Raw genomic sequence first — 25,504 nt, 5'->3', positions numbered from 1 at the left:
ACATGGGCTGGCTCCGAACGGTCAGTTCCAGCATCCCATCCGAGGAAGTGGTCCGGTCGGTCGTCCAGCAGGAGTACTACCATAATTTTCGCGCTTTCAGCACTGACGCGATTTATCGAATTATTATGTCAAAGAACCGTGACCCGCGTGAGAACGCTTTGCCGCTGAACGCATAAAGGGATCAGAACTCTGGACTGAGGAGTCACACCGCGCCAAACAGCGACCAGCCCCAGTTCCCTCGGAGAAAAACCACAGCGAACGGGGTATAGGTGCCTGCGATGAGGAAAAATATTGTAGCGTGGTCGAGGATCTTGAACACCTTTCCCCAGCGCTCATGAAATTTGTAAATATGATACAGCGTAAACCCCGCACAGGAAATGACGAGGCTCGATCCGTAGATGATGCAACTCACGATATGCCGGCCGTTTCCGTTGCAGGCGGCATGAACGATCAAAGCAACCAGTCCGGACAGGCTCAGGAGAAAGCCGACACCGGTGGTGAGTGTGTTGGCGAATTGGATCGGTTTGTAATAGCGCTGTTCCATTGAGGGATAAAGTCTGCTTTTTCCAAAAGCATTTCCGATATGTGTGTATCAAATCGAAGCTATCGTTTTTCGGCGACGACTAAAAAATGTTTCGACATCTCATTGAAAATATGAACGTTTTTAAATTTAGCGCTCACCAATTGGTCTTTAACGTGTTCAGGTAAATATCTGATATGCTTTGGAGGTCCTTCAGACATATCTTCTTTTTTCCAATCAACAATAAATATTGCGCCGTTGTTTTTTAAGATTCTAAAGGATTCTTCAAGTATTGCCTCTGGCTTGTCCAACTCATGGTGCAAACTTATCATATAGACCAAGTCTGCAATTCCATCTTCGAGAGGAACAGCATTTTCTTCCATTTCCAGCGGAACTATATTGGGATACTGGGGACAAATATTGTTTTTCATCCATTGAACCATAATATCGGATGTGTCACAGGCAAAAATTTTCCCGTTCTTTACATAATTGAGAAAGGGAATACTGAAAAAACCGGTCCCAGCACCTATATCAACGAATACATCCGGCTTAACTAGACTGATTTTATTCCAAATGTATTCTGGAGGGATGTCCAATAGTCTTTCAGGATTATTAAGTTTATGCAGTTTTTTGGGATCGAATTTTTTATCGTTCATATTAACTCTCTTTATGATATTTTACACATAACGAGTGATTATGCATTTATGGATATCATCACACGGGTAACGTTAACCACCTAAAAAGCGGATCGTGTCGCAAATAAAGATACATTGAGAATCTTCAATATCTCAAGTCATATATAACTGGCATCATCATTTACCTATCCATCGACAGGCTCAGGTGGTGTAATCTAATGCATGATACAAATCTTGCCGAAATGCTTGCCGCTCGATAGATAGTCAAGGGCAACGTGTAATTCCTCGAACGCGAACACGCGATCAATCACCGGGTGAAGCATGTGTTGCTCAATGGCTCTGGTCATTTTGACAAAATCATCTCTATTACCGACAGTGATCCCCTGCAGCCGGACATGTCGAGTAACGATAGGCCCTAACGGCACATCCATATTTCCACCCGCAAGCACGCCGATCATACTTATCGTGCCCCCAGTCCTGACGGCACGAAGCGATTGTGGAAGCGTACCCTGACCACCGACCTCTACAACATGGTCAACACCATCGCTGCCTGCGATTTCACGTGCACGTTTACCCCATTCAGGAACCATACGATAGTTGATGGTCTCGTCCGCACCCATCCTGCGAACTCGGGCCAGCTTTTCATCACTGGAGGACGTGACAATCACAAATGCACCCAGCATCTTTGCAAATTGCAGGGCGAAAAGCGAAACCCCGCCCGTGCCTTGCACCAATACCTTGTCGCCTGGCATCACGCAGCCTTCTGTAGCCAATGCCCGCCAGGCAGTCACTGCTGCCGTGGGAAGCGAAACCGCTTCCATATCGTCCAAATGCCCGGGTGCAAGCGCCACGCCTTCCTCAGGGAGTACCATCAAATCGGCCATTGTTCCATCAAGCTCACAACCCAAGCTCAAAGACAGTCTCTTTTTATTCGGCTCTCCACTGATCCAGGTCTGAAAGAAAAGTGGGCAAACCCTATCTCCGATTTTAAGGTTTTTCACACCCTCTCCCACCGATTCCACTGTACCGATACCGTCGCTGAGCATAATCAACGGTAATGCCTTCATTCTTGATCCGTAGCCGCGCAAAGGCACAAGAAGATCTCGGTAATTTATGGCGGAAGCCTTCATCCTGAGCCGCACTTGGCCGGCTCCGGGTTGCGGTTCCGGCCGTGTGTTAATGCGCACATTTTCCATTGACCAGGCATCTTCAACCTGACAGATCCTCACGCGTAACCCCTCCTATTTGAAAAGACATATGATAACAAGTTATTGAACTGCTCTTGATACATTGCCAATCCACGGTTGCCACACGTTGAAACCTTTGAAGGAACCATCACATGAATTGGCTGAAAACTATTTGTTATTTCATTGTTTAATCGCAATTTGCCTTTACTAAATATTGGGAGATTTCCCGAATCATTCATATCTTGGTTCGCCTTTGCCTGAAAAAGTTCAACAAAAGCCCCGCCTTCGACACCGCCGAAGTTTACGGCCCGTTCGGAACGGAAGAAGGCGACACCGGCTCAGATCGCGCTCGCCTGGCTGCTTGCCCAGAAGCCGTGGATTGTGCCCATCCCCGGCACCACGAAGTTGCATCGCCTGGACGAGAACATCGGAGCGGTTGCAGTCGAACTTACGTCCGACGACCTGCGCGAGATCGACAGCGCCGCCTCAAAGATCACGGTGGAAGGGGCTCGGTATCCGGAAAAACTGGAGCGAATGACCGGTCGCTGAGGGGTGGACCCCCGTCCGTCAAGGCAATGATCGCCAGGCGTGCTGCAAATCTAACATCGACAGCCGTAAAAACAGGACTTACCCCCGCTTCTTCCGCCGCCCCTCGAAAAACTCGATGAGGCCGTACCAGACCGCCAGCATGGCGCCGCCCTCATCCAGGTTGCCGATGAAGGGAATATTGTCGGGAATGAACTCGATGATCCCCGAGCCGGGGTTCAGCATGTAGACGGCCCCCAGGAGCGCCAAAAGATAGACCGCGAATGTCGGGACCCCGCGCTTGGAGAGCGGGGTCGTGAAGATACTGCGCTCCGGTTTTTCGGACGGCTGTTCCATGTTATGCCTCCTCATGTCGTGTGCTGACGGCTCGCTCCAGGGGATCAGGCTGCCGACCGGAGGCCCGAAACATCCGCATCTCGAAGGGTTTTCTGCCGGCAATCCGCAGATAGGTTTCCTTCGTATGCCCCAGTGCAATGACCGCATGGACCGCTTCATCCCGGGGGATGCCCAGGAACCGGCCGATGGACGGGTCCTTTTTCATGGCCGCCACCGCAAACCCGATGAGGCAGGTGCCCAGGCCCATGGCGTGGGCCGCCAGCAGGATGTTCTGGGTGGCGAGAAGTGCATCCTCCACCGGGCAGGTGGCCCCGGGGCTTGATCCCACGACGATGGCGGCCGTGGCCCCGTGAAAGAGGCGGTCGACGCCGCCTTCGGCATGTTCCCGGAGGGCCTCCTTCACCGTCTGATGATAGCCGCGGTAGTAACGGTCGAGCTCCGGCCTGCCGAACCATTTCAGCACCCGACGAAGCCACGCCTTCTCCGCCGTCCGGTTGAGCCGTTCGAAAAATCGTCCTACCCGCTCGCCGAATGCCCGGACATCCGACGGTTCGGAAAGGATGGTGAACGTCCACCCCTGGCTGTTGGTGCCGGACGGCGCCAGGACGCCCGCCCGCACCAGATCCTCCAGCACGGCCGGGTCCACCGGCTGGTCCGTGTAGTTCCGGCACGAGCGGCGGGAGCCCATGAGGCGGATGAGCCCGGCCGCGTCATACCGGCCGTGGGGAAGCCACGACAGGTCTATCGCGACGGTCCGAAAACGGGTCGCGTCGGCCGCGATGGCCCCCACCCGGACGGCCCCCGTCGGGCAGACCGCCTCGCAGTGGCCGCATCCGAGGGATGCCTCGCCGGTGACCCGGGCCTTGCCGTCCGCCATGGTCAGGGTCCCCGACGGGCATACGGAGACACACGCCCCGCAGCCGATGCACCTCTCCGGATCGATGGTTGTTGTCACCCTGCGATCCATAATTTCCCTCAGGTTTTTGACCTCGCACGAACGGTCCCGGGCAACATGATGCCGATGGCCAGGCAGATCGCCGCAGACGCCAGGGCCACCCAGAAAACATAAATCACGCTCTCCCCCAGGGATTCGTGGAGAAGTTCCCGGAGTTCCGGCGAGAGAGCCGCCTGGACCTCCGGCTTGAAAAAATTTTCGTAGTTCTGTCTGATCTGGTCGGAAACCGCCGCCGACAGGCCGGCCTGGCGCACCGATTCGGCGAGGGCCGCAAGCCTTTTGGAAAAGACGGCGGTCATCAGGCTCCCGCAGACGCCGACCCCGATGGTTCCGCCCAGGGACCGCGTAAATTGATGGGAGGAGGTCGCCACCCCCAGGTGGGCGCTGCCGATGCTGTTCTGGACGATGAGAAGCGTTGCGATGGAGACCAGGCCCATCCCGAAACCGGCCAGGGCGAGGGCTGCGGAACAGGCCGTGAGCGTGGTTTGGGATGAAAAGCGGACCATGACGCCGCACCCCGCCATCAGGAGAAGCGCTCCTGCCAGGGCAAACATCTTCTCCCTCCCCTGCCGGACCATCCGGCCGCAGAACAGCGCCCCGCCGGACCAGCCCAGGCTGAGAAACAACATCGCGATCCCGAGTTGCACGGGGGTCCGGCCCATGGCGCCCTGAACGAACAGCGGGGTAAACGCCGAAAGGGAGAAAACGGCAACGCTGCTCATCAGCACCGCAGCGTTGCCCCAACTGAAGGCCTTGACCCTGAAGAATTCCATGGGCAGGAGCGGCTCCGGGGCATGTTTCTCCACCACGTAAAACCCGATGCCGGAGGCGACGGACACAACCAGGAGTCCGATCACCTGGGGGGAAAACCAGGGATAATCCCGTCCGGCCAACAGGAACACGAGCAGCAGGGAGAGGACGCCCGTGGTCATGAGGCAGATGCCCCCGTAGTCGACAAAGGCATCCGCGCGCTTTTCCCGGGTTTCGGTCAGGAACATCACGATTCCCCAGAGCGACACGACCCCCAGGGGAATGTTGACGAAAAAAATCCACCGCCAGGAAAAATAGGCTACGATAAACCCGCCGCAGGTCGGCCCCAGAACGCTGGCCAGCCCCCAGACCAGACTCGCCCGGGCCATCATTTTACCCCGGTCCTCCGGCTTGGAGATGTCGGCCAGCACGATGTAGACCAGGGAGAATATCCCGCCGGCGCCCACCCCCTGGATGGCCCGGAAAACGATGAGCGCGATCATGCTCCGGGAGATGCCGGCCAAGACGGAGCCGACCATGAAGATAAGGACGGAGGCCACATAAAGGGTCCGGTTGGGATAGAGGTCGGCAAGCTTTCCGAACACGGGCAGGGCAACGGCCCGGCTCAGCATGTAGGAGGAGAAGACCCAGCTGTAGAGGTGGATGCCGCCCAGCTCGGCCACGATGGTGGGCATGGCTGCGCCCATGACCAGGCTGTCCAGGGCGCTCAGAAACAGGGCCAGGAGCGATGCGAAGATGATGTAGAGCCGCTCCCTGGCATGCGGCGGGGTGAAGCTCTTCGGCCGGAGATCGGAAGCGCCCGGGGTCATCCGGTCATCCGACCTTGGGCATCAAGGCCCAGGTGATCACCCAGCCGCGGGCGGTCCCGGGATAGATGTCGAGGCAGACGATACCGCCGTTCTGAAAGCGGAATACGGGCCGGCCCTCGCTGCCTGTGACCAGCAGGGCGGCCAGCTTCTCCATGAAGGGGAGGTGCCCCACCAGCATGACGCGCGCCTCCGGGACCGCGGCGGCGGCCCAGTCCGCAGGATCGTCGAGGGGATTGAGACCGGAGGCCGCGCCCAAACCCTTTTCGGGCCGGAGGAACTCGGCAAAAATCTCGGCCGTCTCCCGGGCGCGGGTCTTTCCGCTGTGAAGGATCCGGGAGACCGCCACCCCGTACCCCCCGGCGACCTCGGCGATTCGCCGCACGTCGCCCCGGCCTTCAGGCGACAGGGGCTGTTCGGGATCGACCTCCCGGGGCAGGCATTTTCCATGCTGAACGAGATAAAGAGGCATATTGATCTCTTTCTTGTAATTTTTCGCGATTGCCGGTATGTTTTATAGTTTGATTTCTTCGCAGGGTCCAATCATCCGGAAACGCAATAAGATCATTTTAATGATAGGATAATTTATGGAAAAGCTCAATGTCCAATCGCGAAAGGAAAACCCCATGAGAATCGTGACGCGTCCTGATTTCGACGGCATCGTCTGTGCCGCCCTCCTTTACGATGCCGAAGAGATCGACCGGCCCATCCGCTGGGCCGAGCCCAACGAACTGCAAAAAGGTTTTGTTGAGATATTTGAAGGGGATATCATCGCCAACCTCCCCTACCACCCCAACTGCGCCATCTGGTTCGACCACCACGTCACCAACCGGCCCGACACCCCCTTCATGGGGCTTTACAAACTGGCGCCGTCCGCCGCCGGGCTGATCTACGAATACTACCGGAAGAAATTTCAGCGGAACTACGATGAGCTCATCCACCAGACCGACCGGATCGATTCCGCCGACCTCACCCTGGACGAGGTTCTCGCCCCGGAAAAATACCCCTACGTGCTCCTCTCCATGACCGTGTCGGGGCGGGACGACGCGGAGGAGCCCTATTGGAATCATCTCATTCAGTTGATCCGACGCCATGACATCGATGCCGTGATGGCGGACCCGGAGGTGAAGCGCCAGTGCGCCCGGGTCATCGCGCAGAACAAGTCGTTTACGGGCATTCTGAAGGAAAACACGCGGCTGCAGGGCCATGTCACGATCACCGACTTCCGCTCCCTCGAAAAAGTCCCCAACGGCAACCGCTTTCTGGTCTATTCCCTCTACCCCGAGGCCGTGGTCAGCGTCCGGATTCGATACGACGGCCGCGAGCGGCGGAGGGTGGTGATCGGCGTGGGGCACAGCATCTTCAATCTCAACTGCAGGGTGAACGTCGGGCTGATGCTGACCCGGTTCGGGGGCGGCGGCCACAGGGGGGCCGGATCCTGCACCGTACCCGCCGAAGCGGCGGAGGTGTGCCTCGAATCCATCCTGGCCACCCTCACCGCAAATGAAGCAAATGATTGACTCCTGAGGCCCCGCATCCGGCCCCGGGTTCCACAGGCGCCTTTCCGGGCCAGGCCCGATCCGACGGCGGCTTTCCGGCCACGGGCAACACGGCATACCGGGGCCGTGCACCGGGCCGCCTTCCCGCAGGAGGCCATGGGCCTTTCCTGCGGCGCCCGGGCCTATCCGATCCTCGGCAGGATATTGGTGAACTGATATTCCTCGACAAAAATACCCACGAAAACCTCGAAGTCGTCTTCGTCCCACTGTTCAATCGACAGAAACCGCTCGCCGGCGTCATCCTCGTAATCCCATACCAGGAATTCCCGGCCCGGCCCCTTGCCGTTCCGGAAGAACTTGCCCCCGCCGAATTCATCGAGGTGGTAGGTCGTCCCCTCGAACTCGATTTCATCCGGCGGGTCCTCGTGCTCCTGAATGTGGTTACGGACGCGCGCGCCCAGGCGGCTGAAGGGGATGGGACGGCAGACGCACCACTCGACCTCATCGTCGGACGCCTTTTCCAGGTAGAGCGTATCGTCGTGGCTTTTCATCTGCCACTCGTGGCTGAGGGTTCCGCCGTCCCCCCAGTCGTAATGATGCTGGGCCGTCACCTCCCACGTTTTCATATCGTAATCCAGCACATACCCCACCTGGAGGTCGGCCAGGGTGAGGTCTGTCACCGAAGCGGACGGTTTTTCTTCTGATCCCCCGGGATCCGGCTCCCGCCGTTTCCGTCCAAAGCCGAAAAATTCTTTCCAGCCCATTGTCGCTCCTACTCTTAAATAATTCCCATCTTTTTCTTCAATTCCAGCAGATCGGCCGCCGCGGTGGAACTCTTTCCGCTCTCCAGCGCCGTCTGGATTTCATTCTCCACCGTCTTTTCCGCCGAGGCCATATCGCCGTACGCGATTGCAAGAGACTCATCCTCCTCGACCTTGAACTTCATCTTTTCCAGCATGGCGAGGGTGCCGGTGCTGTCGACCCTGGCGAGCTGCTGGTTGATCTTCCTGGTCGAGGCGGCCGTTCTGGCGCGGGCCCGGAGGGTGACCAGATCGTTCTCATAGCCGGTGACGGCGGATTTGATCTTATTGACGTTGGCCTGGAGCTGGGCGGCCATCTGTTCGTGGCGCTCGGCCTCCTGGGCGACGCGGACGGACTCGGCGGCCTGCTGCTCCTTCAGGGACAGGGCTTCGGTCGCCAGGCGCTCTGCCTCCTGCATGTCCAGCGCGCCGCCCTGGGCTCTCTGGAGGAGGAGCATCGCCTTCCGCTCGTAGTCGGCGGCCAGCTTTCTCTTGTTGTCGGCGTCCCTGCGGGTCCGGATGGCGATGGCCTTGACCTCCGCAAGGCTGGTCATGGCCGCCTGGAGATCATTTTTTAAATCCCGGATGCCCTGTTCGGTCATTTTGATGGGATCTTCGAACTTGTCCGCGACGGCATGAGCCTCCGCCTGTCCAATCTTGAAGATGCGGCTGAAAAACGACATGTTGCAACCTCCTTGAAAATCTGCCCGATGTGACATCGAAAAGTCGGATGGGCCGGTCATGACCGGTTTCGAAGGCGTCAGCTTCGGCGCGTCTAAGCCGACGCAAACCCCAGAAGCTCGGATCCGTATTCGGAGAGAGCGAGGCTCAGGGCCTTGACGGACCCCTCCAGCTCGTTGGAATCGAGGTTCTCCAGTTGAAGCGTGTCCCGATAGAGCAGCATCTCACCGGTCTCGTCCAGAACGAAGGCGCCGTGGACCAGTGTCCGGTTCATCTGCAGCAGGCGTTTATACTTCTCCGGCGTTCCCGCCCGCAGCTTCAGGATGAGCTGCTCGACGATCACGATGGGCGCCTCGCAGTCTACGATCAGGTTCTTGATGCCCTCGTCTTCGTTCTCCACCACCACCAGTTCGTTTTCGGGGTCTTCCGACACGACGGCCATCCCCATGTCGATCAGGTATTCCTTCACCAGGTCAAATCTGCTCATGCCATCCTCCTGAAAGGGTAACTGCAAGAAATTCACCTACAATCTAACACGCAAACGATGCCGATCAAGGCCGGGGAGAAAAAATCACGGGCCAAATCCGCGCACATGGCATAGTAATGTATAAGATTGATTATATACGCGTTCTGCCGTTTTATCAACAAAATAGAGCGGCATCGGCGATCCGAAGCCGGGGCCGGAAATCCTCCGTCGGAAACCGCGGGTATCCCGGCCGGCCGCCGCGAGGACCCGGGGTTGCGCCGGTTTCCCGGCCCGGTTTTTTCCTTGTCCGGCCTTCTCGATTCTGATAACCCTGCATCCATGAATCCCTTTGCAGGAAAGCGTCGTCAGGCGAGATGACGCCCGTTTCCGACATCAACGAATACGTCGGGGCCTTCAAGGCCTCCCCCCGCATGGGGGATCAGGTGATCTATCACATGGTCCTCCCGGAGCGTCCGGCCGACCTCGCCGCTCCGGAGCGCCCCTTCCCGGCCCCCATCCTGGAGATCCTTTCGGCCTGCGGCATCTCCCGGCTCTACCGCCACCAGGCCCTTGCCGTCGACCGGATCCGGAACGGCGAGCACGTGGTGGCCGCCACCCCGACCGCCAGCGGCAAGACCATGATCTACAACCTTCCGGTCCTCGAAAATATTCTGAAGAACCCCGCGTCGAGTGCCCTCTACCTGTTTCCCCTGAAAGCCCTCGCCCAGGACCAGCTCCGCACCTTCACCGCCATGGCCGGCAAAAGCAGCGCCCTCAACCGGGCCACGGCCGCCATCTACGACGGAGATACCAGCAACTGGCACCGCCGCCGGATCCGCGAGAACCCGCCCAACGTCCTCCTCACCAACCCGGAGATGCTCCATCTCTCGCTGTTGCCCTATCATGCCGCGTGGTCCGGATTCTTATCGCACATCGACATCGTGGTCATCGACGAGGTCCACACCTACCGCGGGATCATGGGGTCCCACATGGCCCAGGTTTTCCGGCGCTTCAGGCGAATCTGCGCCCACCACGGGACCTCCCCCGTCTTTGTCTTCAGCTCCGCCACGGTCGCCAACCCCGCCGAACTGGCGGCGGAGCTCACCGGCCTCGATGTGGCGCCCATCACCATAAGCGGCGCGCCCCAGGGGAAAAAGCACCTGATCTTCGTCGACCCCAATCAGGGGCCGGCCCGCACGGCCATCCTGCTGCTCAAGGCCGCGCTGCACCGGAATCTCCGGACCATCGTCTATGCCCAGTCCCGGAAACTCACCGAACTGATCGCCCTCTGGGCCGGCAGCCGGGCCGGCGCCTTCGCGGATCGGATCAGCCCCTACCGGGCCGGGTTTCTGCCCGAAGAGCGCAGGGAGATCGAAGCGAGGCTCGCAGGAGGCGATCTTCTGGCCGTCATCTCCACCAGCGCCCTGGAGCTGGGCATCGACATCGGCGACCTCGACCTCTGCCTTCTGGTGGGATACCCCGGGACCATCGTCGCCATGTGGCAGCGGGCCGGCCGGGTGGGCAGGAGCGGCCAGGACGCGGCCGTCGTCCTGATCGGCGGCGAGGACGCGCTCGACCAGTATTTCATGCGGCACCCCCTGGAACTGGTGACCCGGGAGGCCGAAGCCGCCGTGATCAATCCCTGGAATCCCGAAATCCTCAAGCGCCATCTCGCCTGCGCGGCGGCGGAGCTCCCCATCGAGGCGGGCGACGCCCTCCTCGCCCACGATGCCGCCAGAAGGGCCGCGGCCGAACTGGAAGCCGGGGGTGAGCTGCTGAGGAGCGCGGACGGGGGGACGCTCTTCAGCCGAAACAAGGCCCCCCACCGCAACGTGGACCTCAGGGGGACCGGCAGCCGGTATGCCATCGTCTGCGCCCGGACCGGCGCAGGCAAAGGCGAAATCGACGCCTTCCGGGCCTTCCGGGAAACCCATCCCGGCGCCGTCTACATCCACAACGGCGAAACCTTCCTGGTGGAGACCCTGGACATCGGCGCATGCACCGCCCGGATCGTGCAGGCCAAGGTGGACTATTACACCCGGGTCCGGGCCGCAAAGACGACGGAGATCCTGGAGATTTACGACCGGCGCACCGCATGGGGGGCCGAGGTCTTCACCGGGCGGCTCAAGGTCACGGACCAGGTGACGGGATATGAAAAGCACCAGATTCACGGCCGGAAAAAGCTCTCGGTCATCCCCCTGGACCTGCCGCCCCAGGTGTTTGAAACCGAAGGCCTCTGGATCGCCATCCCGAACTGGGTCCAGCGGGAGGCGGAAAGAGAGCGGCGCCATTTCATGGGGGGCATCCACGCCGTCGAACACGCGGCCATCGGTATCTTCCCCCTGCTGGTCATGACCGACCGGAACGACCTCGGGGGCATCTCGACGCCGCTCCACCCCCAGGTCGGCCAGGCCGCCGTCTTCATCTACGACGGCGTGCCGGGGGGCGCCGGGTTGACCCGCCAGGCCTTCCGGCGGGCCGAGGGGCTTCTGTCGGCGACCCTCAAGTCCATCACGGCCTGCACCTGCGAATCCGGATGCCCCTCGTGCGTCCATTCGCCCAAATGCGGCTCCGGAAACCGCCCCATCGACAAGTCGGCGGCCCGGTTCATCCTGGAGGCCATCCAGAGCGGCCCCGTCGCACCGACCGAACCCGACCCGATGCAGACCTCGGCGCCGGACGGGCCGGCGGCAGCCGCGAAACCCCCACCGTCCCGGGGAATGGTGTCCGCCCCGAAGCGCTTCGGCGTGCTGGACGTCGAAACCCGGCGATCCGCCGACGAGGTGGGGGGATGGCACCGCGCAGACCGGATGGGCGTCTCCTGCGCCGTGTTTTACGATGCCGGGGCCGACCGGTTTTACGACTATCTTGAAGACCAGATCCCGGACCTGGTGGCGCGCCTGAAAACCGTGGACCTCGTGGTCGGCTTCAACATCCGCCGGTTCGATTACTGCGTGCTGGGCGGGCTGATCGACTTCGATTTCACGACCCTGCCCACCCTGGACATCCTGGAGGAAGTGAAAAGCCATCTGGGCTACCGGCTCTCCCTGAACCACCTGGCCGGCGCGACCCTGGAAGCGGAGAAGACGGCCGACGGCCTCCAGGCCCTCCGGTGGTGGAAGGAGGGGCGCATTCAGGACATTATCGCCTACTGCCGCATGGATGTGACCGTAACACGGGATCTCTATCTCTACGGCAGGGAAAAGGGCTATCTCCTGTTCCGGAACAAGGCCCGGCAGATCGTCCGCATTCCGGTCAAGTGGTAATCCGGCCGGGGCCGGCGGGGCCGGGCACAAAACGACCGGAGCCGTCCGGCCCCGGGACAAACCGCAGGATGTGGGTAGTGCAGGCGGGAATCTCCTCCGGGTGATGGGTCACGTACAGGATGTGGGTGGGGGTATGGCGGCCGACGGCGTCGACGATCGACAGGAACCGCCTCCGGTTTTCCCGGTCGAGGCCCTGGCAGGGCTCGTCCAGGATGAGGAGCGCCGGTGATTTCACCAGGGCCCGGGCCAGCAGGACCATCCGCTGCTCGCCTTGGGAGAGGTGAGGGAAAGGCCGGTCGGCCCGGTCCGCGATGCCCAGGCAGCGCAGCCAGTCCCGGGCGGTTTCCTTCTGGAGCCGCGTCGATCGCCGGTAGAGGCCGACGGAATCGTGAAATCCCGACAGGACCGCCTCCATGGCGGTGACCCCCTTTCGATAGCCGATCTGGAACTCCGAGGAGATCATCCCGATGGGCGCCTTGATCTCCCAGATGCTCTCCCCGCTTCCCCGCCGCCTGCCGAACAGGAGGATCTCGTTCGCATAGGCCTGGGGATGGTCGCCCGAGATCATCCTCAGCAAGGTCGTCTTGCCGGCGCCGTTGGGCCCCAGGAGGGTCCAGTTCTCCCCCCGCCGGACCGTCCAGTCGAGATTCTCGATGATCACGGACGGCCCATAGCGCACGGTTACTGCCCGCATCTCGATCAGCACCGGCGGCGCCTGGAAGGCCGGCCGGCCGGTTCGTACCTCGGGAAGGGGCGCCGGAAGGGTCGCGGCACAGGATTCGCCATATTGCTCCCGCCCTTCTGCATCCCGCGCGAAAAAACCCTCCCGGATATTCTGCCGGACCACGCGCCCGTCCGCCACCTCCAGGATGTGGGTCACCTCGTGCGGAATTTCCGAGCTTCGGTGGGTGACGAGGACGATCTGGGTCCCCGACGCCATGAGGCGGCCGATCAGCGCCGTCAAACGGCTCCGGGACGGGGTGTCCAGGCCGTCAAAGGGCTCGTCCAGGATCAGGAGCCCCGGAGACGGGGCCAAAGCCCTGGCGATCAGGGCCTTGCGCATCTCCCCGGTGGACAGGGTCCGGATGGGGCGGTCCAGGAGGGGAAAAATCCCGAGGGACCGGGCCGCCGTTTCCGGCATCCCGGCGGCCGCGGGAGGATCAATCTCCAACAGCCGGCGTACAGTGGCCTCGCCGCTCCAGTCGCCGCTGAACTGCCGGGCATCGTCCCGCCCCTCCTCCCGGGCGATCAACTCCCGGTGCAGCTCGAAGGAGACATAGCCCACGCGCAGATCGCAACCCTGCGGCCCCCGGATGACCCTGCCCCGAACGATCGGCAGATCTCCTGCAAGGGCCCGCACGAGGGTCGATTTCCCGGCCCCGTTGGGCCCCACGACCGCCCACTGCTCGCCCTTCTCAATCCGCCAGGAGGTTCCCTCAAGAAGGCGCCGGTCCCGGACGCGCACGGCGATATCGACAAGGGCGATGACGGGATCAGCCGCCGCCCGCGAGGCGTCCACCCATCAGTCCGGAAGCATGTCGTAAAAGTAGAGCATGACGTCGGAGCGGGTGACGATCCCGATGATGCGGTCGTCCTCGACCACCGGAAGCCGCCCGATGTCGTGCTTCACCATGAGCCTGGCGGCCTGCATGGGGCTCCGGCCCGGTTCGATGGTCTTGATGTCCTTGCTCATGAAGGCCTTGACCGGCGCCTTGAGTCCCTTGTTGTTCCGGACCTTCTTGAAGTCGCGCCGGGAGATGACGCCGACGAGGCGGTCGTCCTCCACCACCGGCACCCCGGTGCAGCCGTTCTCCCGCAGCAGCTTGCGGAGCTCCGACATGGGCGCGTCCGCTGCGATCGTCGTCACCGGAAAGGACATCAGGTCGCTGATCTGGACCGATGCCTGCTGGTTGCCCCGGATGAGGTCCGAGATCATCTCCTGGATGGTGTCGGGGTTGACGAAGTCGGCCATGGCCGATCCGGCGCCCGGATGCCCGCCCCCGCCCAGGCTCCGCAGGAGGGTGCCGACGTTGGGCCCGTCGGCCCCGCTGCGGCCGATGACGATGGATTTGCCTTTTTTCTGGCCCGTGAAAATTCCGAAGACGGCATCGACGTTGAGGATCTCCCTGCACATCTGGGTCACCACCGACAGGCTCCCCACATGGCCCTCGATGTCAACCTTGTGGAAGGAGACCTTGAAGCCGTTGATGGTTTCCCGCTCCCCGGACTTCAGCATCTCGAACAGAACGTTCTTCTGCTTTTCACCGTATGCCGGGCGCAACAGGGACCCCACCACGTTGAGGTCGGCGCCGGCGTCCATGAGGTAGGCGGCGGCCACGGCGTCTTCGGCGCGCGTGGACGGGAACATGAAGCTGCCCGTGTCCTCGTGGAGGCCGGTGAGAAAGAGCGTGGCATGGATGGGGGTGATGGACTTGCCCTCATGACGCATCTGACGCACCATGAGGGTGATGTTGGCCCCCATGGGCTCGTGCCGGACCCAATTGGCGCTGATGTCCCCCTTGTCGGGATGGTGGTCCCAGAGGATCACCTCGAGGGAGGGCTTGGCCCTCACCTTTCGCAGGTCATCCAGGCGGTGCCACTGATTGACGTCCACCACCACCAGGGAGGTGACCTTTTCGAGCTCGATGTCATCCACCGTCCGCACGTCGAACAGGTCCTTGTGGATGGCGAGGAAAGACTTCACATTGGGGTTGATGTTTCTCGGGATGACGGGGACGGCCCCCGGATAGAGGACCGTGCCGGCGATCAGGGACGCGAACCCGTCGAAATCGGTGTTTTTGTGTGTGGTGATGATCTGCATGGGGTCACGCCGGGGTCACGCGGGTTGTGTCGCCCGCGGATGAGGGCTCCGGGGCCGGATCCGCATCTTCCGTCGATTTCGGAAAGGACGCGGAGGGCGGCGGATCGGCCGGGTCCTGGGCCTTCCATTCCGCAAGCCGGGGCGCGGGTTGCGCATCGGGTGCGTAGGTCAGCCGGGCCCGGGGGCCGGGATCCCGCTGGTACTCGAGCTGGAGCCTTGCCTTTTCAAGTTCGGCCTGGTTGTCGATGCTCCGCTTGGCCAGGAGGTACCGGAGATAGATGATCCAGACAAAGAGGCCGACCACCACCCCGCCCGCGGCGATGAAAACCCATTTGAACCGGATCAGGGTGTCGACGCTGACCCGTCCGATATAGGTGACCATATTGGGCAGGACCCAGTACATGAAGACCGCGAGCAGCAGCAGAAAGCCGATGGTGAAGATATTGAAGCTGCTGATGGTGGCCACGATCTTCTCGAATTCGGTTTCATAGGGACCGGTTTTCCCGTCCGGGGATTTCGAGCGGGCCGCCTCCTCTCCATAGAAGAGGGATACATAGGCCTTGACGACAAAGGCGAAGAGCAGGATCACGCCGACGGGGATCCCCACCGCGGCCGTGAACCAGGCCCGGAAAGGGAAGGGCTGCTCCCGGACCTCCAGCTTTTTTTCATACTGGTCCAGGGGCCCGAAGGTCTTTTCGAAATAATACTTGTTAAAATCACTCAGGCTTTTGCCGTCGGTCTCATGGATGACGTTGCCGTTGCCGTCGATGATCTGGAGCCACGCCTTCCTCCCGGAATTCATGGCCGCGACGGCGAAGATCTCAAGCTCGATGAGGAAAAGCACCACGCCGATGATGATAAAAACGGTCTTGTGTTCTCTTAACAAAGATGCAATACTTCGTTTTTGGCTGATCATGCTGTTTTCCCTGACTGAATTCCCTGGTACAATTTTTCAAAGCTATGCCTGGGGGCCCATTTTGGGTCCACATGCGTAAACATAATGCCGATTTTACCGACTGCACACGCCCGTGCGGCATCTGCAGCGCCGCAGACATGCAATCCTTACCACACAGGCCGCTCTTTGTTCAAGGCGGAATGACATCCTGAAAAAGCGAGACAATACCAAATGAAAGAAACGCGTCAAACGGCAAGGGAACGAATGAAAGGATACTGCCGGGTCTGCCCGGTATGCGACGGGCGCGCCTGCGCCGGCGAGGTCCCCGGCATGGGCGGCATCGGCACCGGAAGCGCCTTCATGAACAGCTTCAAGGCCCTGGCCGCCTTCCGGTTCAGGATGAAAACCCTCCATGACGTCACGTCGCCCGACACCGGGATCGACCTTTTCGGCAGGCGGTTTGACCTTCCGGTTCTGGCCGCGCCCATCGGCGGGGTCTCCTTCAACATGGGCGGGAAAATCACCGAGGACGATTATATCCTTTCTGTGCTGGGCGGCTGCGCCGACAGGGGGATCCTGGGATGCGTCGGGGACGGCGTGCCCGCATTCATCCATGAGGCCGGATACGCCGCGATCCGGGAATTGAACGGCCAGGGCATCCCCTTCATCAAGCCCTGGGAGGACGCCGAACTGTTCGACAAGATGCAGAAGGCACAGGAAACCGGGGCCGCCGTCATGGGGATGGACATCGACGCGGCCGGCCTGGTCACGCTCAAGCTCATGGGGCGCCCGGTGGCGCCGAAGCCGCCGGAAAAACTCAGGAAGATCATCGAAAAGACCCCCATGAAATTCATCCTCAAGGGCATCATGACGCCGGAGGAGGCCAGGCTCGCCGTCGATGTCGGCGCCGACGCCATCGTGGTCTCCAACCACGGCGGGCGGGTCCTCGATCACACCCCCGGCGTGGCGGAGGCGCTCCCGTCCGTGGCCGACGCCGTCAGGGGAAGGATCACCGTCCTCGCCGACGGCGGCGTCCGGACCGGCGGGGACGTCCTCAAAATGCTGGCCCTGGGGGCCGACGCCGTCATGATCGGCCGCCCCTTCTCCGTCGCCGCGGTCGGCGGCCTCCGGGAAGGGGTCAGGGAATACATCGATCAGGTCCGTTCGGAGCTAATTTCCGCCATGGTCCTGACCGGAACCCCGGCGGTCGCCTCGGTGGACCGGAAAATACTCTGCGAATTCTCCTGAGGAGGACCCGGATCTCATGGAAAGAAAAATCGTCATCACGGTCCTGGGGCAAGACCGGCCGGGCATCATCGCCCGGGTCACCGGCGTGCTGTTCGAGCAGGACTGCAATGTTGAAAACGTCAGCCAGACGATCCTTCAATCCGAATTCTCGGGCATCTTCATCGTGTCGATGCCCGGAAGCCTTACGATCGATGTGCTCCAGCGCCGTCTGATCGATCGGACGAAAGACCTGGGCCTTCACGTCTACATCAAGGCGGTCAACCCGGCCGAGCCGCCTGCCGACGATGCCGCGGGCGACCCCTTCGTCATCACCACCCAGGGTCCGGACCGAAAGGGGCTCGTTGCCGCCGTCACGGCGATCATCGCCGGATACGGGGTCAATGTCACCAATCTCCAGGCCGTTTTCAAAGGGGGAGACGATCCCACGAGAAACATCATGATCTACGAGGTGAGCATTCCCGCGAGCACGGATCGCGCGGCGCTGGCCGGCGACCTGAACCGGAAGGCCGCCGAGCTGGGCCTCCATATCAGCATCCAGCATCGGAAGATCTTCGAGGCGATCAACCGAATCTGAGAATTTCCTGTTTGATTCCCCCGGCAATTCTGGTATGGAACTAGGCGGCTGGAACCCGGATTCAATCGATCGGGCGGAGGTTGCCGTGGCGCTGACGTTCCCGGCCCGGGCTGGACGCCGGGCGATCTTGAGCGGCCAAGGCCTGAACCGGTATCGATCTGGAGTGATGATATGAGCAACGATGGTGACTCCCAAATCAGCGAAAAATGGCAGGAGATCAAATCCCAGCGGGTAAGGATCAAATTGACCGACGGGACGATTTTTCGCGGCAAGGTCAATCTGAACAGCGAAGCCGTCCCGGCGGACCGGATGAGCGATTTCTTCATGAAAGGCGTCTGCCCCTTCGTCGTGCTTTTCGATGTGACCGCGCAAGGCAGGAATTCCCTCTTCATCATCAATAAAAACCATATCCTCTGGATCACCCCCGATGATTGACCGCCCCCGGAAACGGATGTCCGGACATCGCTTTCGACGCGTTCCGGCGCATCTTCAGGGTCGCCCGGGCGCCGGGGATATCGGGGATTCGTCCCCGGAATAGCCCTTTCCGGCCGCGGATCGGCCATGCAGGCGGGCCTGCATTTGTTCCGGCAACACCATTAAACCAGACGCGCATGAGGGTCCCATGGAAAAAAAGATACTTCTGGCGATAGACGAATCCAAGCATGCCAGGAATGCGGTTCAATATGCCATCGGCATATCATCCCGGGTCAACCAGCTCAAATACACCCTTTTTCATGTTCAGCCGCAGATCTCCCAATTTCTCAGGGATGAGGCGCGGACCAGCCTGAAAACCCAGTCCGCGCTGGAAAAACTCAAGAAAAAAAACACCCAGAACGCACACATCCTGCTGGAGAAATACAGGGATTACATGCTCGACGAAGGCGTCGATGAAACCCGCATCGAATTGAAGACCGCCCCCCGAGGTTTAGGGCTTGCAAAGGACATCATCGAGTTCGCCCAGAAGCATCGATACGATGCCATTGTCGTCGGGCGCCGCGGCCTGACGAAAATGCAGGAGGTCTTCATGGGCAGCCTGACCTCCAAGCTCATTGAACATTCACAGGTCATCCCCCTCTGGGTGGTGGACGGCAAGGTGACCTCCCATCGGGTCCTGGTGGCGGTCGACGGCTCCGAGAGCGCCTTCAGGGCGGTGGATCATGTGAGCTTCATCTTTCGCGGCAATCCCCATGTGACCATCACCCTCTTCCATGCGACGCCGAGGCTCAAGGACTATTGTCGGCTGGACTATTTCACCGACGATGAAGACCTGGAATCCGCGGTCCTCCAGAGCGAAAAGAAATGCATCGACCAATTCCTGGAGATCGTCCGGAAAAAGTTCGAAGACGCCGGCGTTTCCCCGGAACAGGTCATCGTCCGGCAGACCAAACCCCGATTAAGCATCGGCGACGCCATACTGGAAGAGGTCCAGAAGGGGGACTACGGAACCGTGGTCGTCGGTCGGCGCGGCACCGACCGGGCCTTTTTCATGGGGAGCGTCTCCAATTACGTTCTGTCAAAAACCTCCCGACGGGCGGTCTGGCTGGTGTCATGAGCGATCTCCACCGCCCCGGTGATGAGGACGCACCCGCCGAGGATGCGCCGGCGAGTCGATCGCAGCGCAAACGGGAGGTGACCCGGCTTCAGAAAATGGGCGAGCGCCTGGTGACGCTCTCCCGGGAGCAGACCGATCGGATTTCCCTGCCTCCCGAGCTCCGGGAGGCGGTGGTCTTCGCCCGAACGCTGACCAGCCACGGTGCAAGGCGGCGGCAGATGCAACGGATCGGGGCACTGATGCGGGAGGTGGACCCCGGCCCCATCCAGGCAGGGCTGGACCAGTTGGACCAGCGCGGCTACCGCGAGGTCATGCGGCTGAAAGAAGCCGAGTCCTGGCGCGGACGGCTCTTGACGGAAGGCGACGCCGCGCTGGCGGCGCTTGCGGAGGCGATCCCGTCGGTGGACCGGCAGCGGATCCGGCAGTTGGTGAGAAACGCCGGGAAAGCGGCGCACCCGCCCATGCGCGCCCGGGCGTCGAAGGAGCTGTTCCGGTACATCCTGTCGCTGCTCTCCGGGGCACCGGAGGCCGATGAATGAGCACCGGCATCCCTGCGCCAAAACCCCCGCCCAGGCTTTATGAGTACAGGCTTCCCGGCGACTGGACCGTCCTCGCCGGGCGGACCGATGCCGACAACGACACCCTTTCCCTCGCGCTGGCCGCTCCGGACGACTGGTGGTTTCACGTGCGCGGGGTGCCCGGCAGCCATGTCGTGCTGCGCGCCAGACCCGGCCAGGAGCCGGTCCGGGAGACCCTCCGGCAGGCGGCCGCCGTCGCCGCCTATCACAGCAAGGCCAGAAACGGCGGCATCGTCCCCGTCGCCTGCACCCAGGCCCGATACGTCACCAAACCCAGGGGCGCAAAACCGGGGACGGTCTGCATCCGAAAAGAGACCATCCTCAAGGTGAGGCCGGGCCTGCCCGCCCAAAGCCAGGGAGACTGATTCCGCGGTGACGTCAACAATCCCCCGCCACCGCTTCCATGCCTGCGGCGTCTCCGCGGCGCAGCCCGGCGCCGGTTTTTTTTCCGGAACGGGTCAACCTGAAAACCATCACAATGAAGGCCGATGCCATGTTAACCCAACGAGAGATCCTCTCCACGATTGAAATGCTCCGGAATGAGCATCTCGACGTTCGCACCGTCACCCTGGGCATCAACCTGTTTGAATGCGCCGGCCACGACATCCGGCGGTTCAAACAGAAAATCCGCGACCGCATTCTGGGGCTTGCCGAGAATCTGGTCGGCACATGCGACGACGTGGGCGCCAAATACGGCATCCCCGTGGTCAACAAGCGGATATCCATCAGCCCCATGGCGGCCGTCGGCGCCGCGTTCTCTTCGGAGGAGCTGGTGGAGGCCGCCCACACCCTCGACCAGATCGCCCGGGAGGTCAACGTGGATTTCATCGGCGGCTTTTCAGCGCTGGTGGAAAAAGGCATGGCCAGAGGCGATCGGGCGTTGATCGCGGCCATTCCCCAGGCCCTCACCGAAACCGACCGCGTCTGCGCATCCGTCAACGTTGCCTCCTCCAAGGCCGGCATCAACATGGACGCCCTGCTGATGATGGGCCGGAGCATCAAGAAGGCCGCCGAGATGACCGCGGACAAAGACGGTCTGGCCTGCGCCAAGCTCTGCGTCTTTGCCAACATTCCTCAGGACGTGCCGTTCATGGCCGGCGCCTATCTCGGGATCGGCGAGCCGGATGCGGTCATCAACGTGGGGGTCAGCGGGCCGGGCGTCGTCAAGAAGGCCATCGACCGCGCCCTGGCGGCCCACCCGGACATGCCCCTGGGCCTGATCTCCGAAGAGATCAAAAGGACCGCCTACAAGGTCACCCGCATCGGCGAGCTGATCGGCCGGGAGGTGGCCGAAGCCCTGGGAACCGAATTCGGCGTGGTCGACCTTTCCCTGGCCCCGACGCCCAACGTGGGCGACTCCGTGGGGGAAATCTTCCAGAGCCTGGGCCTGAAGAGCATCGGCGTCCCAGGCACCACGGCGGCGCTGGCGCTCCTGAACGACGCGGTCAAGAAGGGCGGCGCCTTCGCCAGCTCCTACGTGGGGGGCATGAGCGGCGCCTTCGTGCCGGTCAGCGAGGACCTCAACATCTCAAAGGCCGCCGAGGACGGTTATCTCACCATCGAAAAGCTCGAAGCCATCACCAGCGTCTGCTCCGTGGGGCTCGACATGGTGGCCATCCCCGGCGACACCACCGAGGACACCCTGGCCGCCATCATGGCCGATGAGATGGCCATCGGCGTCATCAACAAAAAGACCACGGCCACACGCCTGATTCCGGTGCCCGGAAAAAAAGCCGGGGAGCGCGCCTATTTCGGGGGCCTGCTGGGGGAATCGATCATCATGCCGGTGCAAAACATCCCCGGACCCAACGCCTTTATCCGCCACGGCGGCCGAATCCCCGCGCCCATCCAGAGTCTCACCAACTGATGGCTGAAGGTCTCTGTAATGCAGCTATCGGAATTTTTACGAAATCATCAACATTGATATCCCAGAAAGGAGACGCCCCCATGGACCAAATCAAAAAAATGCTTTTCACCCTCTTGAGCAGCGCCTTGAAGTTTATTCTGACAAGGAAAAAAATCGCAATCTATATCTGCCTCACCGCCCTCTACTGCATCCTCTGCGGGATGATCGGCTTCGCACTGCTGATCCTCACGGCCCTTCAGTGGTTCTTCCTGCTGATCCTGACCCGGCCGAACCCCGCCATCAAAGGCCTTTGCCACCGGCTTACGGTCTACATCTACAGGATGCTGCGCTATATCGTCCTGTGTGAATCCGAAAAACCCTATCCCTTCGGGCCCATGCCCCAGGAGATCGAACCCGCGGGCGAACCCGATCTGAAGGCGGATGCCCCGGAAAAGAACTTTTTTGACAGGGCGGCCGAAAAAAGCAGCCACCCGGCCTCGGATGCCGGGCGATCCGATCCCTCCGGGATCAATGGGGAGTAAGCCCTGATGGGCCGCGGTTCCCTTGAAATGCCCCGGACGCCTGCCGCCCATCCCGGGTGAGATGACGCGGCACCTGATTCAGCAGGCAGGCGGGCCGTCGATCTGCCGACCGAAGGCCAGCCTGCCCGACCCTACCCGTTCGACGCAGACCCGGACGATGCGGTTCCGCAGCGCGTCGTCCCCCTCCAGCAGCACCGTCAGGTAATTGGAGCTGACGCCTTTCAGCAGGCCCGTCTCCCCGTCCCGCTCGTTTTCCACCAGAACGTCTACGATCCGCCCCAGAAAGTGCCGGTAAAATGCCTTTCGCTTGGCGCTTCCGAGGGCACGAATGCGCCGGCAGCGGGCCTTGACCACCTCGGTCGGCACCGGATCCGCATAGCCGGCGGCCGGGGTGCCTTTTCTCGGAGAAAAGGGGAAGACATGGAGATAGCTTACGGGCAGTTGATCCACCGTATCATAGGTGTTGGAAAAGGCCGCCTCGCTCTCGCCCGGAAACCCGATCAAAACGTCCACGCCGATGGTGGCGTCGGGGATTTTCTCATGAATCCCTGAGACCACCTCCTCGAACAGCTCCCGGGTGTAGGGCCGGCCCATCCGCCGCAGCACCCCGTTGTCGCCGCTCTGAAGCGGGATGTGAAAATGGGGGCAGAAGCGGTCGGAGGCGGCCAGCAGATCAATGACCTCCGGTGTCATCTCCAGCGGTTCAATGGAGCTGAGCCGGACCCGGTCGATGATCGCCGCATCATCGATCCGCCGCAGGAGCTCCAGGAGATCCGTCCGCAGCTCCAAATCCCGGCCGTAGCACCCCATGTGGATGCCGGAAAGAACGACCTCCCGAAATCCCCGGGCCTTCAGCCTTCCGATGGCGGCCAGCACCTCCGGTAGCGGCATGCTCCGGCTCCGGCCGCGGGCATGGGGCACGATGCAGTAGGTGCAGAAGGCATCGCAGCCGTCCTGAATTTTCAGAAAGGGCCGGGTGCGGTCTCCGTTGGGGGCGGCCGGAAACTGGTTGAACTGGCGCACCTGCATGACGTCGCGGACATGAACCTCCGGAATATGCGCCTCCGGTTCATGCGCGTCCGGTTCGAAATCCGTCCCGGAGCATTCATCCCTCGGGGCTTCCTTCAGGTGGGCGTCAACCATCATCGCGATGCGGTGTTTGTCGCCGTGGCCCACGATGAGGTCGATCCCGCCGATCTTGCGGAGCGCTTCGGACTCGATCTGGGCGTAACACCCCGTCGCGACGATGCAGGCCCGGGGATTGGCCCGGATGGCCTGGCGGATGGCCTGGCGCGACTGCATGGCGGCCTTTCCCGTAACGGCGCAGGTATTGATGATGCAAAGCCCGGCCGGCCATCCCTCGGGCGCCGGCCACCAGTCGGCCTCCCGCAGCGCCCCCCCCAGGGCTTCCGATTCACACTGGTTGACCTTGCACCCCAAGGTGATGATCCTGAACGATTTCAACTATACCTCTCAATCCATCCGCCGCCCAGCACCGCTTCCCTGCTGTAAAAAACCGCGCCCTGGCCGGGCGTGACGGCCGCTTCGGGCGCATCGAACACGAGGGTCCCCGAACCGTCGCTCCCGGGTTCGAAAACCGCCGGAACCGGCGGATGCCGATATCGGACCCGGACCCCCAGGCGGATCTCCCTTTCCGGAGGGCGGCCGATCCATCGGACCCCGGAAAGCCGGCACCGATCAACCGGCAGGTCCGCCTTGAATCCCACCACCAGGCGGTTCTCACGGGGATCCAGGTCGAGCACGTAATAGGGCTCCGACGCGGGGCAATTGATGCCTCTGCGCTGACCCACGGTAAAATGATGGAGACCCGGATGGGTTCCAATGACGCGTCCACAGGCGTTCGAAATGGGTCCGGGACGGGACGTGATCCCTCCTTCCCCCTCCAGGAATCTTCCGCAGGACGAGGTGATGAAGCAGACATCCCGGCTTTCCCTGCGCTCGGCCGGAACCAGCCCCCTTTCCTCGGCCAGGCGCCGGACCCGGGCCTTGGTCATGCCTCCAAGAGGAAACATGGCACGGGAAAGCTGGGCCTGCGACAAAAAGGCCAGAAAATAGGATTGATCTTTTTCCGGGTCAACCCCCTTCAGCAGTTGGCACGCCCCGTCCGCGTCCCTGCGGGTCCGCGCATAATGACCGGTCGCAAGAAACCCCGCCCCCAGCGTTTCGGCCGCGGCCAGCACGGCCCCGAACTTGATCACGGGATTGCAGACCAGGCAGGGATTGGGCGTCTTGCCTTCCTGGTAGGTTTCGATGAAATAATCGACGATCTCCCGGCGGAACAGTTCACCGACATCCACCATTTCAAGGGGGATCTCCAACTGACGGGCGACATCTTCGATCTGATCCGGCGGCGTGCTTTCGTATCCGGTGAAAAAATGGATCCCGAAAAGGCTGTGGCCCCGGTCTTTAAGGAGGCTGGCTGCAACAAGGGAGTCGACGCCGCCGCTCAGTGCGATGGCCGTTCTGGATGTCATTCAAAAAACATCGTATTGGTGGGGCGGATCTTCATCGCTCGGGTGACGCACGCAGTGATGCACAGCTCGCAGACGCTGCATTTTTGCTCTTCGAATTCGACGGTCATTTCCGGCCGCCGGATGCTTAAGGCGCCGGTCGGGCAGACCGCCGTGCAGGCGCCGCAATGAATGCAGCGCTCTTCGATCCGCTTGACCTCCTGGTCGGCGTTGGTGACCTTGACGCCCTGTTCCTTGAGATAAGTGACGCCGGCCTTGAAATTCTTCTTCTCCCCGGAAAGCTCGAGCACCAGGATGCCCTCCTTCCGCGGCAGCACCTGAGCGTTCAGAATATTGAACATCAGGTCGTAATCCTTGACCAGATGGCAGACGATGGGCTTATGGGCAACCTCTCGGGAAAACCGAAGGATCAGTATCTTGGAATACATGGGAGACCTCCGAAAAAAACTTTATTTTTAGTTCTAAACATAATAGATTACTTACAAGAT

The 25,504-nt window shown here is 61.3% G+C and carries 26 protein-coding genes and 1 pseudogene; 11 read left to right on the top strand and 16 right to left on the bottom strand.

Translation table 11 applies throughout. The annotated features are described in order from the left end of the window. Window positions 1-202: 202 nt before the first annotated feature. The 3 genes from ACEW8N_RS14150 to ACEW8N_RS14140 form a co-directional block, all read right to left on the bottom strand. A complete protein-coding gene (locus ACEW8N_RS14150; protein ID WP_373500482.1) occupies window positions 203-544 on the bottom strand; it encodes a hemolysin III family protein in 342 nt (113 codons plus the stop codon). A gap of 59 nt (window positions 545-603) precedes the next feature. Continuing rightward, the gene (locus tag ACEW8N_RS14145) at window positions 604-1,176 is read right to left on the bottom strand and encodes a class I SAM-dependent methyltransferase (protein WP_373500481.1); all 573 of its coding nucleotides are present in this window, start codon (window positions 1,174-1,176) and stop codon (window positions 604-606) included. A 194-nt stretch (window positions 1,177-1,370) separates the two neighbouring features. Further along, window positions 1,371-2,384, bottom strand: coding sequence for an NAD(P)-dependent alcohol dehydrogenase (locus ACEW8N_RS14140; protein WP_373500480.1), 1,014 nt, complete (start codon window positions 2,382-2,384; stop codon window positions 1,371-1,373). Between the two features lie 285 nt (window positions 2,385-2,669). Here ACEW8N_RS14140 and ACEW8N_RS14135 point away from each other — a divergent pair. Further along, window positions 2,670-2,891, top strand: a pseudogene (locus ACEW8N_RS14135) (aldo/keto reductase); the annotation flags it as partial. A gap of 78 nt (window positions 2,892-2,969) precedes the next feature. Here ACEW8N_RS14135 and ACEW8N_RS14130 read toward each other — a convergent pair. From ACEW8N_RS14130 to sixA, 4 genes are read right to left on the bottom strand one after another with little or no spacing between them, the layout of a single operon-like run. Next, entirely contained in the window at window positions 2,970-3,224 is a 255-nt protein-coding gene (locus tag ACEW8N_RS14130; RefSeq protein ID WP_373500479.1) for a hypothetical protein, read from the bottom strand. A 1-nt stretch (window position 3,225) separates the two neighbouring features. After that, on the bottom strand, window positions 3,226-4,191 hold the full coding sequence (locus tag ACEW8N_RS14125; RefSeq protein WP_373500478.1) for a nitroreductase family protein: 966 nt from the start codon (window positions 4,189-4,191) through the stop codon (window positions 3,226-3,228). An 8-nt stretch (window positions 4,192-4,199) separates the two neighbouring features. Next, window positions 4,200-5,759: a DHA2 family efflux MFS transporter permease subunit gene (locus ACEW8N_RS14120; RefSeq protein ID WP_373500477.1), complete on the bottom strand. Its 1,560-nt coding sequence runs from the start codon at window positions 5,757-5,759 to the stop codon at window positions 4,200-4,202. 4 nt (window positions 5,760-5,763) lie between these two features. Then, window positions 5,764-6,228, bottom strand: coding sequence for a phosphohistidine phosphatase SixA (gene sixA, locus ACEW8N_RS14115; protein ID WP_373500476.1), 465 nt, complete (start codon window positions 6,226-6,228; stop codon window positions 5,764-5,766). A 115-nt stretch (window positions 6,229-6,343) separates the two neighbouring features. Between sixA and ACEW8N_RS14110 the strand changes: the two genes are divergently transcribed. Beyond that, window positions 6,344-7,276 carry an exopolyphosphatase gene (locus ACEW8N_RS14110; RefSeq protein WP_373500475.1) on the top strand — a complete coding sequence of 311 codons (933 nt, stop codon included), beginning with the start codon at window positions 6,344-6,346 and terminating at the stop codon, window positions 7,274-7,276. A gap of 161 nt (window positions 7,277-7,437) precedes the next feature. Here the strand turns inward: ACEW8N_RS14110 and ACEW8N_RS14105 are convergent, their stop codons facing one another. The 3 genes from ACEW8N_RS14105 to ACEW8N_RS14095 form a co-directional block, all read right to left on the bottom strand. Continuing rightward, window positions 7,438-8,019 (bottom strand): DUF4178 domain-containing protein, encoded by a 582-nt coding sequence (locus ACEW8N_RS14105; protein WP_373500474.1) that lies wholly within the window; start codon window positions 8,017-8,019, stop codon window positions 7,438-7,440. A 14-nt stretch (window positions 8,020-8,033) separates the two neighbouring features. Then, window positions 8,034-8,738: a PspA/IM30 family protein gene (locus ACEW8N_RS14100; protein WP_373500473.1), complete on the bottom strand. Its 705-nt coding sequence runs from the start codon at window positions 8,736-8,738 to the stop codon at window positions 8,034-8,036. Between the two features lie 92 nt (window positions 8,739-8,830). Then, window positions 8,831-9,223, bottom strand: a complete 393-nt coding sequence (locus ACEW8N_RS14095) for a YbjN domain-containing protein (protein ID WP_373500472.1) — start codon at window positions 9,221-9,223, stop codon at window positions 8,831-8,833. Between the two features lie 353 nt (window positions 9,224-9,576). On the opposite strand from ACEW8N_RS14095, the gene ACEW8N_RS14090 reads away from it, so the two are divergent. Next, window positions 9,577-12,468, top strand: coding sequence for a DEAD/DEAH box helicase (locus ACEW8N_RS14090; protein ID WP_373500471.1), 2,892 nt, complete (start codon window positions 9,577-9,579; stop codon window positions 12,466-12,468). Here the strand turns inward: ACEW8N_RS14090 and ACEW8N_RS14085 are convergent. Genes ACEW8N_RS14085 through ACEW8N_RS14075 form a run of 3 tightly spaced genes read right to left on the bottom strand, consistent with a single transcriptional unit; the run spans window position 12,458 to window position 16,205 of the window. Continuing rightward, a complete protein-coding gene (locus ACEW8N_RS14085) occupies window positions 12,458-13,987 on the bottom strand; it encodes an ATP-binding cassette domain-containing protein (RefSeq protein WP_373500470.1) in 1,530 nt (509 codons plus the stop codon). The two genes, ACEW8N_RS14090 and ACEW8N_RS14085, sit on opposite strands and share 11 nt — an antisense overlap. A 3-nt stretch (window positions 13,988-13,990) precedes the next feature. Next, window positions 13,991-15,289: a CBS domain-containing protein gene (locus ACEW8N_RS14080; RefSeq protein WP_373500469.1), complete on the bottom strand. Its 1,299-nt coding sequence runs from the start codon at window positions 15,287-15,289 to the stop codon at window positions 13,991-13,993. 4 nt (window positions 15,290-15,293) lie between these two features. Next, on the bottom strand, window positions 15,294-16,205 hold the full coding sequence (locus tag ACEW8N_RS14075; RefSeq protein WP_373500468.1) for a hypothetical protein: 912 nt from the start codon (window positions 16,203-16,205) through the stop codon (window positions 15,294-15,296). Between the two features lie 243 nt (window positions 16,206-16,448). Here ACEW8N_RS14075 and ACEW8N_RS14070 point away from each other — a divergent pair, with 243 nt between their 5' ends. From ACEW8N_RS14070 to ACEW8N_RS14035, 8 genes are all read left to right on the top strand, one after another. After that, the gene (locus ACEW8N_RS14070; RefSeq protein ID WP_373500467.1) at window positions 16,449-17,432 is read left to right on the top strand and encodes an alpha-hydroxy-acid oxidizing protein; all 984 of its coding nucleotides are present in this window, start codon (window positions 16,449-16,451) and stop codon (window positions 17,430-17,432) included. Window positions 17,433-17,448: 16 nt separating this feature from the next. After that, on the top strand, window positions 17,449-18,006 hold the full coding sequence (locus ACEW8N_RS14065) for a glycine cleavage system protein R (RefSeq protein ID WP_373500466.1): 558 nt from the start codon (window positions 17,449-17,451) through the stop codon (window positions 18,004-18,006). A 171-nt stretch (window positions 18,007-18,177) separates the two neighbouring features. Continuing rightward, window positions 18,178-18,441, top strand: coding sequence for a hypothetical protein (locus tag ACEW8N_RS14060; RefSeq protein ID WP_373500465.1), 264 nt, complete (start codon window positions 18,178-18,180; stop codon window positions 18,439-18,441). A 187-nt stretch (window positions 18,442-18,628) separates the two neighbouring features. After that, window positions 18,629-19,558, top strand: coding sequence for a universal stress protein (locus ACEW8N_RS14055; protein WP_373500464.1), 930 nt, complete (start codon window positions 18,629-18,631; stop codon window positions 19,556-19,558). After that, window positions 19,555-20,097 carry a ribosome biogenesis factor YjgA gene (gene yjgA / locus ACEW8N_RS14050; RefSeq protein ID WP_373500463.1) on the top strand — a complete coding sequence of 181 codons (543 nt, stop codon included), beginning with the start codon at window positions 19,555-19,557 and terminating at the stop codon, window positions 20,095-20,097. Before ACEW8N_RS14055 ends, yjgA begins: the two co-directional genes overlap by 4 nt. Continuing rightward, on the top strand, window positions 20,094-20,501 hold the full coding sequence (locus ACEW8N_RS14045; protein ID WP_373500462.1) for an NFACT RNA binding domain-containing protein: 408 nt from the start codon (window positions 20,094-20,096) through the stop codon (window positions 20,499-20,501). Before yjgA ends, ACEW8N_RS14045 begins: the two co-directional genes overlap by 4 nt. Window positions 20,502-20,629: 128 nt before the next feature. Next, the gene (locus ACEW8N_RS14040; protein WP_373500461.1) at window positions 20,630-22,003 is read left to right on the top strand and encodes a PFL family protein; all 1,374 of its coding nucleotides are present in this window, start codon (window positions 20,630-20,632) and stop codon (window positions 22,001-22,003) included. Between the two features lie 80 nt (window positions 22,004-22,083). Next, window positions 22,084-22,524, top strand: a complete 441-nt coding sequence (locus tag ACEW8N_RS14035; protein WP_373500460.1) for a DUF4389 domain-containing protein — start codon at window positions 22,084-22,086, stop codon at window positions 22,522-22,524. 78 nt (window positions 22,525-22,602) lie between these two features. On the opposite strand, the gene mtaB is transcribed toward ACEW8N_RS14035, so the two are convergent. Genes mtaB through ACEW8N_RS14020 form a run of 3 tightly spaced genes read right to left on the bottom strand, consistent with a single transcriptional unit; the run spans window position 22,603 to window position 25,444 of the window. Continuing rightward, window positions 22,603-23,988: a tRNA (N(6)-L-threonylcarbamoyladenosine(37)-C(2))-methylthiotransferase MtaB gene (gene mtaB, locus ACEW8N_RS14030; protein ID WP_373500459.1), complete on the bottom strand. Its 1,386-nt coding sequence runs from the start codon at window positions 23,986-23,988 to the stop codon at window positions 22,603-22,605. After that, window positions 23,985-25,019 (bottom strand): tRNA 2-thiouridine(34) synthase MnmA, encoded by a 1,035-nt coding sequence (gene mnmA, locus ACEW8N_RS14025; protein WP_373500458.1) that lies wholly within the window; start codon window positions 25,017-25,019, stop codon window positions 23,985-23,987. Before mnmA ends, mtaB begins: the two co-directional genes overlap by 4 nt. Continuing rightward, complete coding sequence (locus tag ACEW8N_RS14020; protein ID WP_373500457.1) at window positions 25,016-25,444, bottom strand: NIL domain-containing protein; 429 nt, start codon at window positions 25,442-25,444, stop codon at window positions 25,016-25,018. Before ACEW8N_RS14020 ends, mnmA begins: the two co-directional genes overlap by 4 nt. Window positions 25,445-25,504: the final 60 nt, after the last annotated feature.

This window comes from Desulfococcus sp., from assembly GCF_041737845.1.
In the GTDB taxonomy this organism is placed as follows: Bacteria; Desulfobacterota; Desulfobacteria; order Desulfobacterales; family Desulfococcaceae; genus Desulfococcus.
This window is presented reverse-complemented; position numbering and strand designations above follow the sequence as displayed.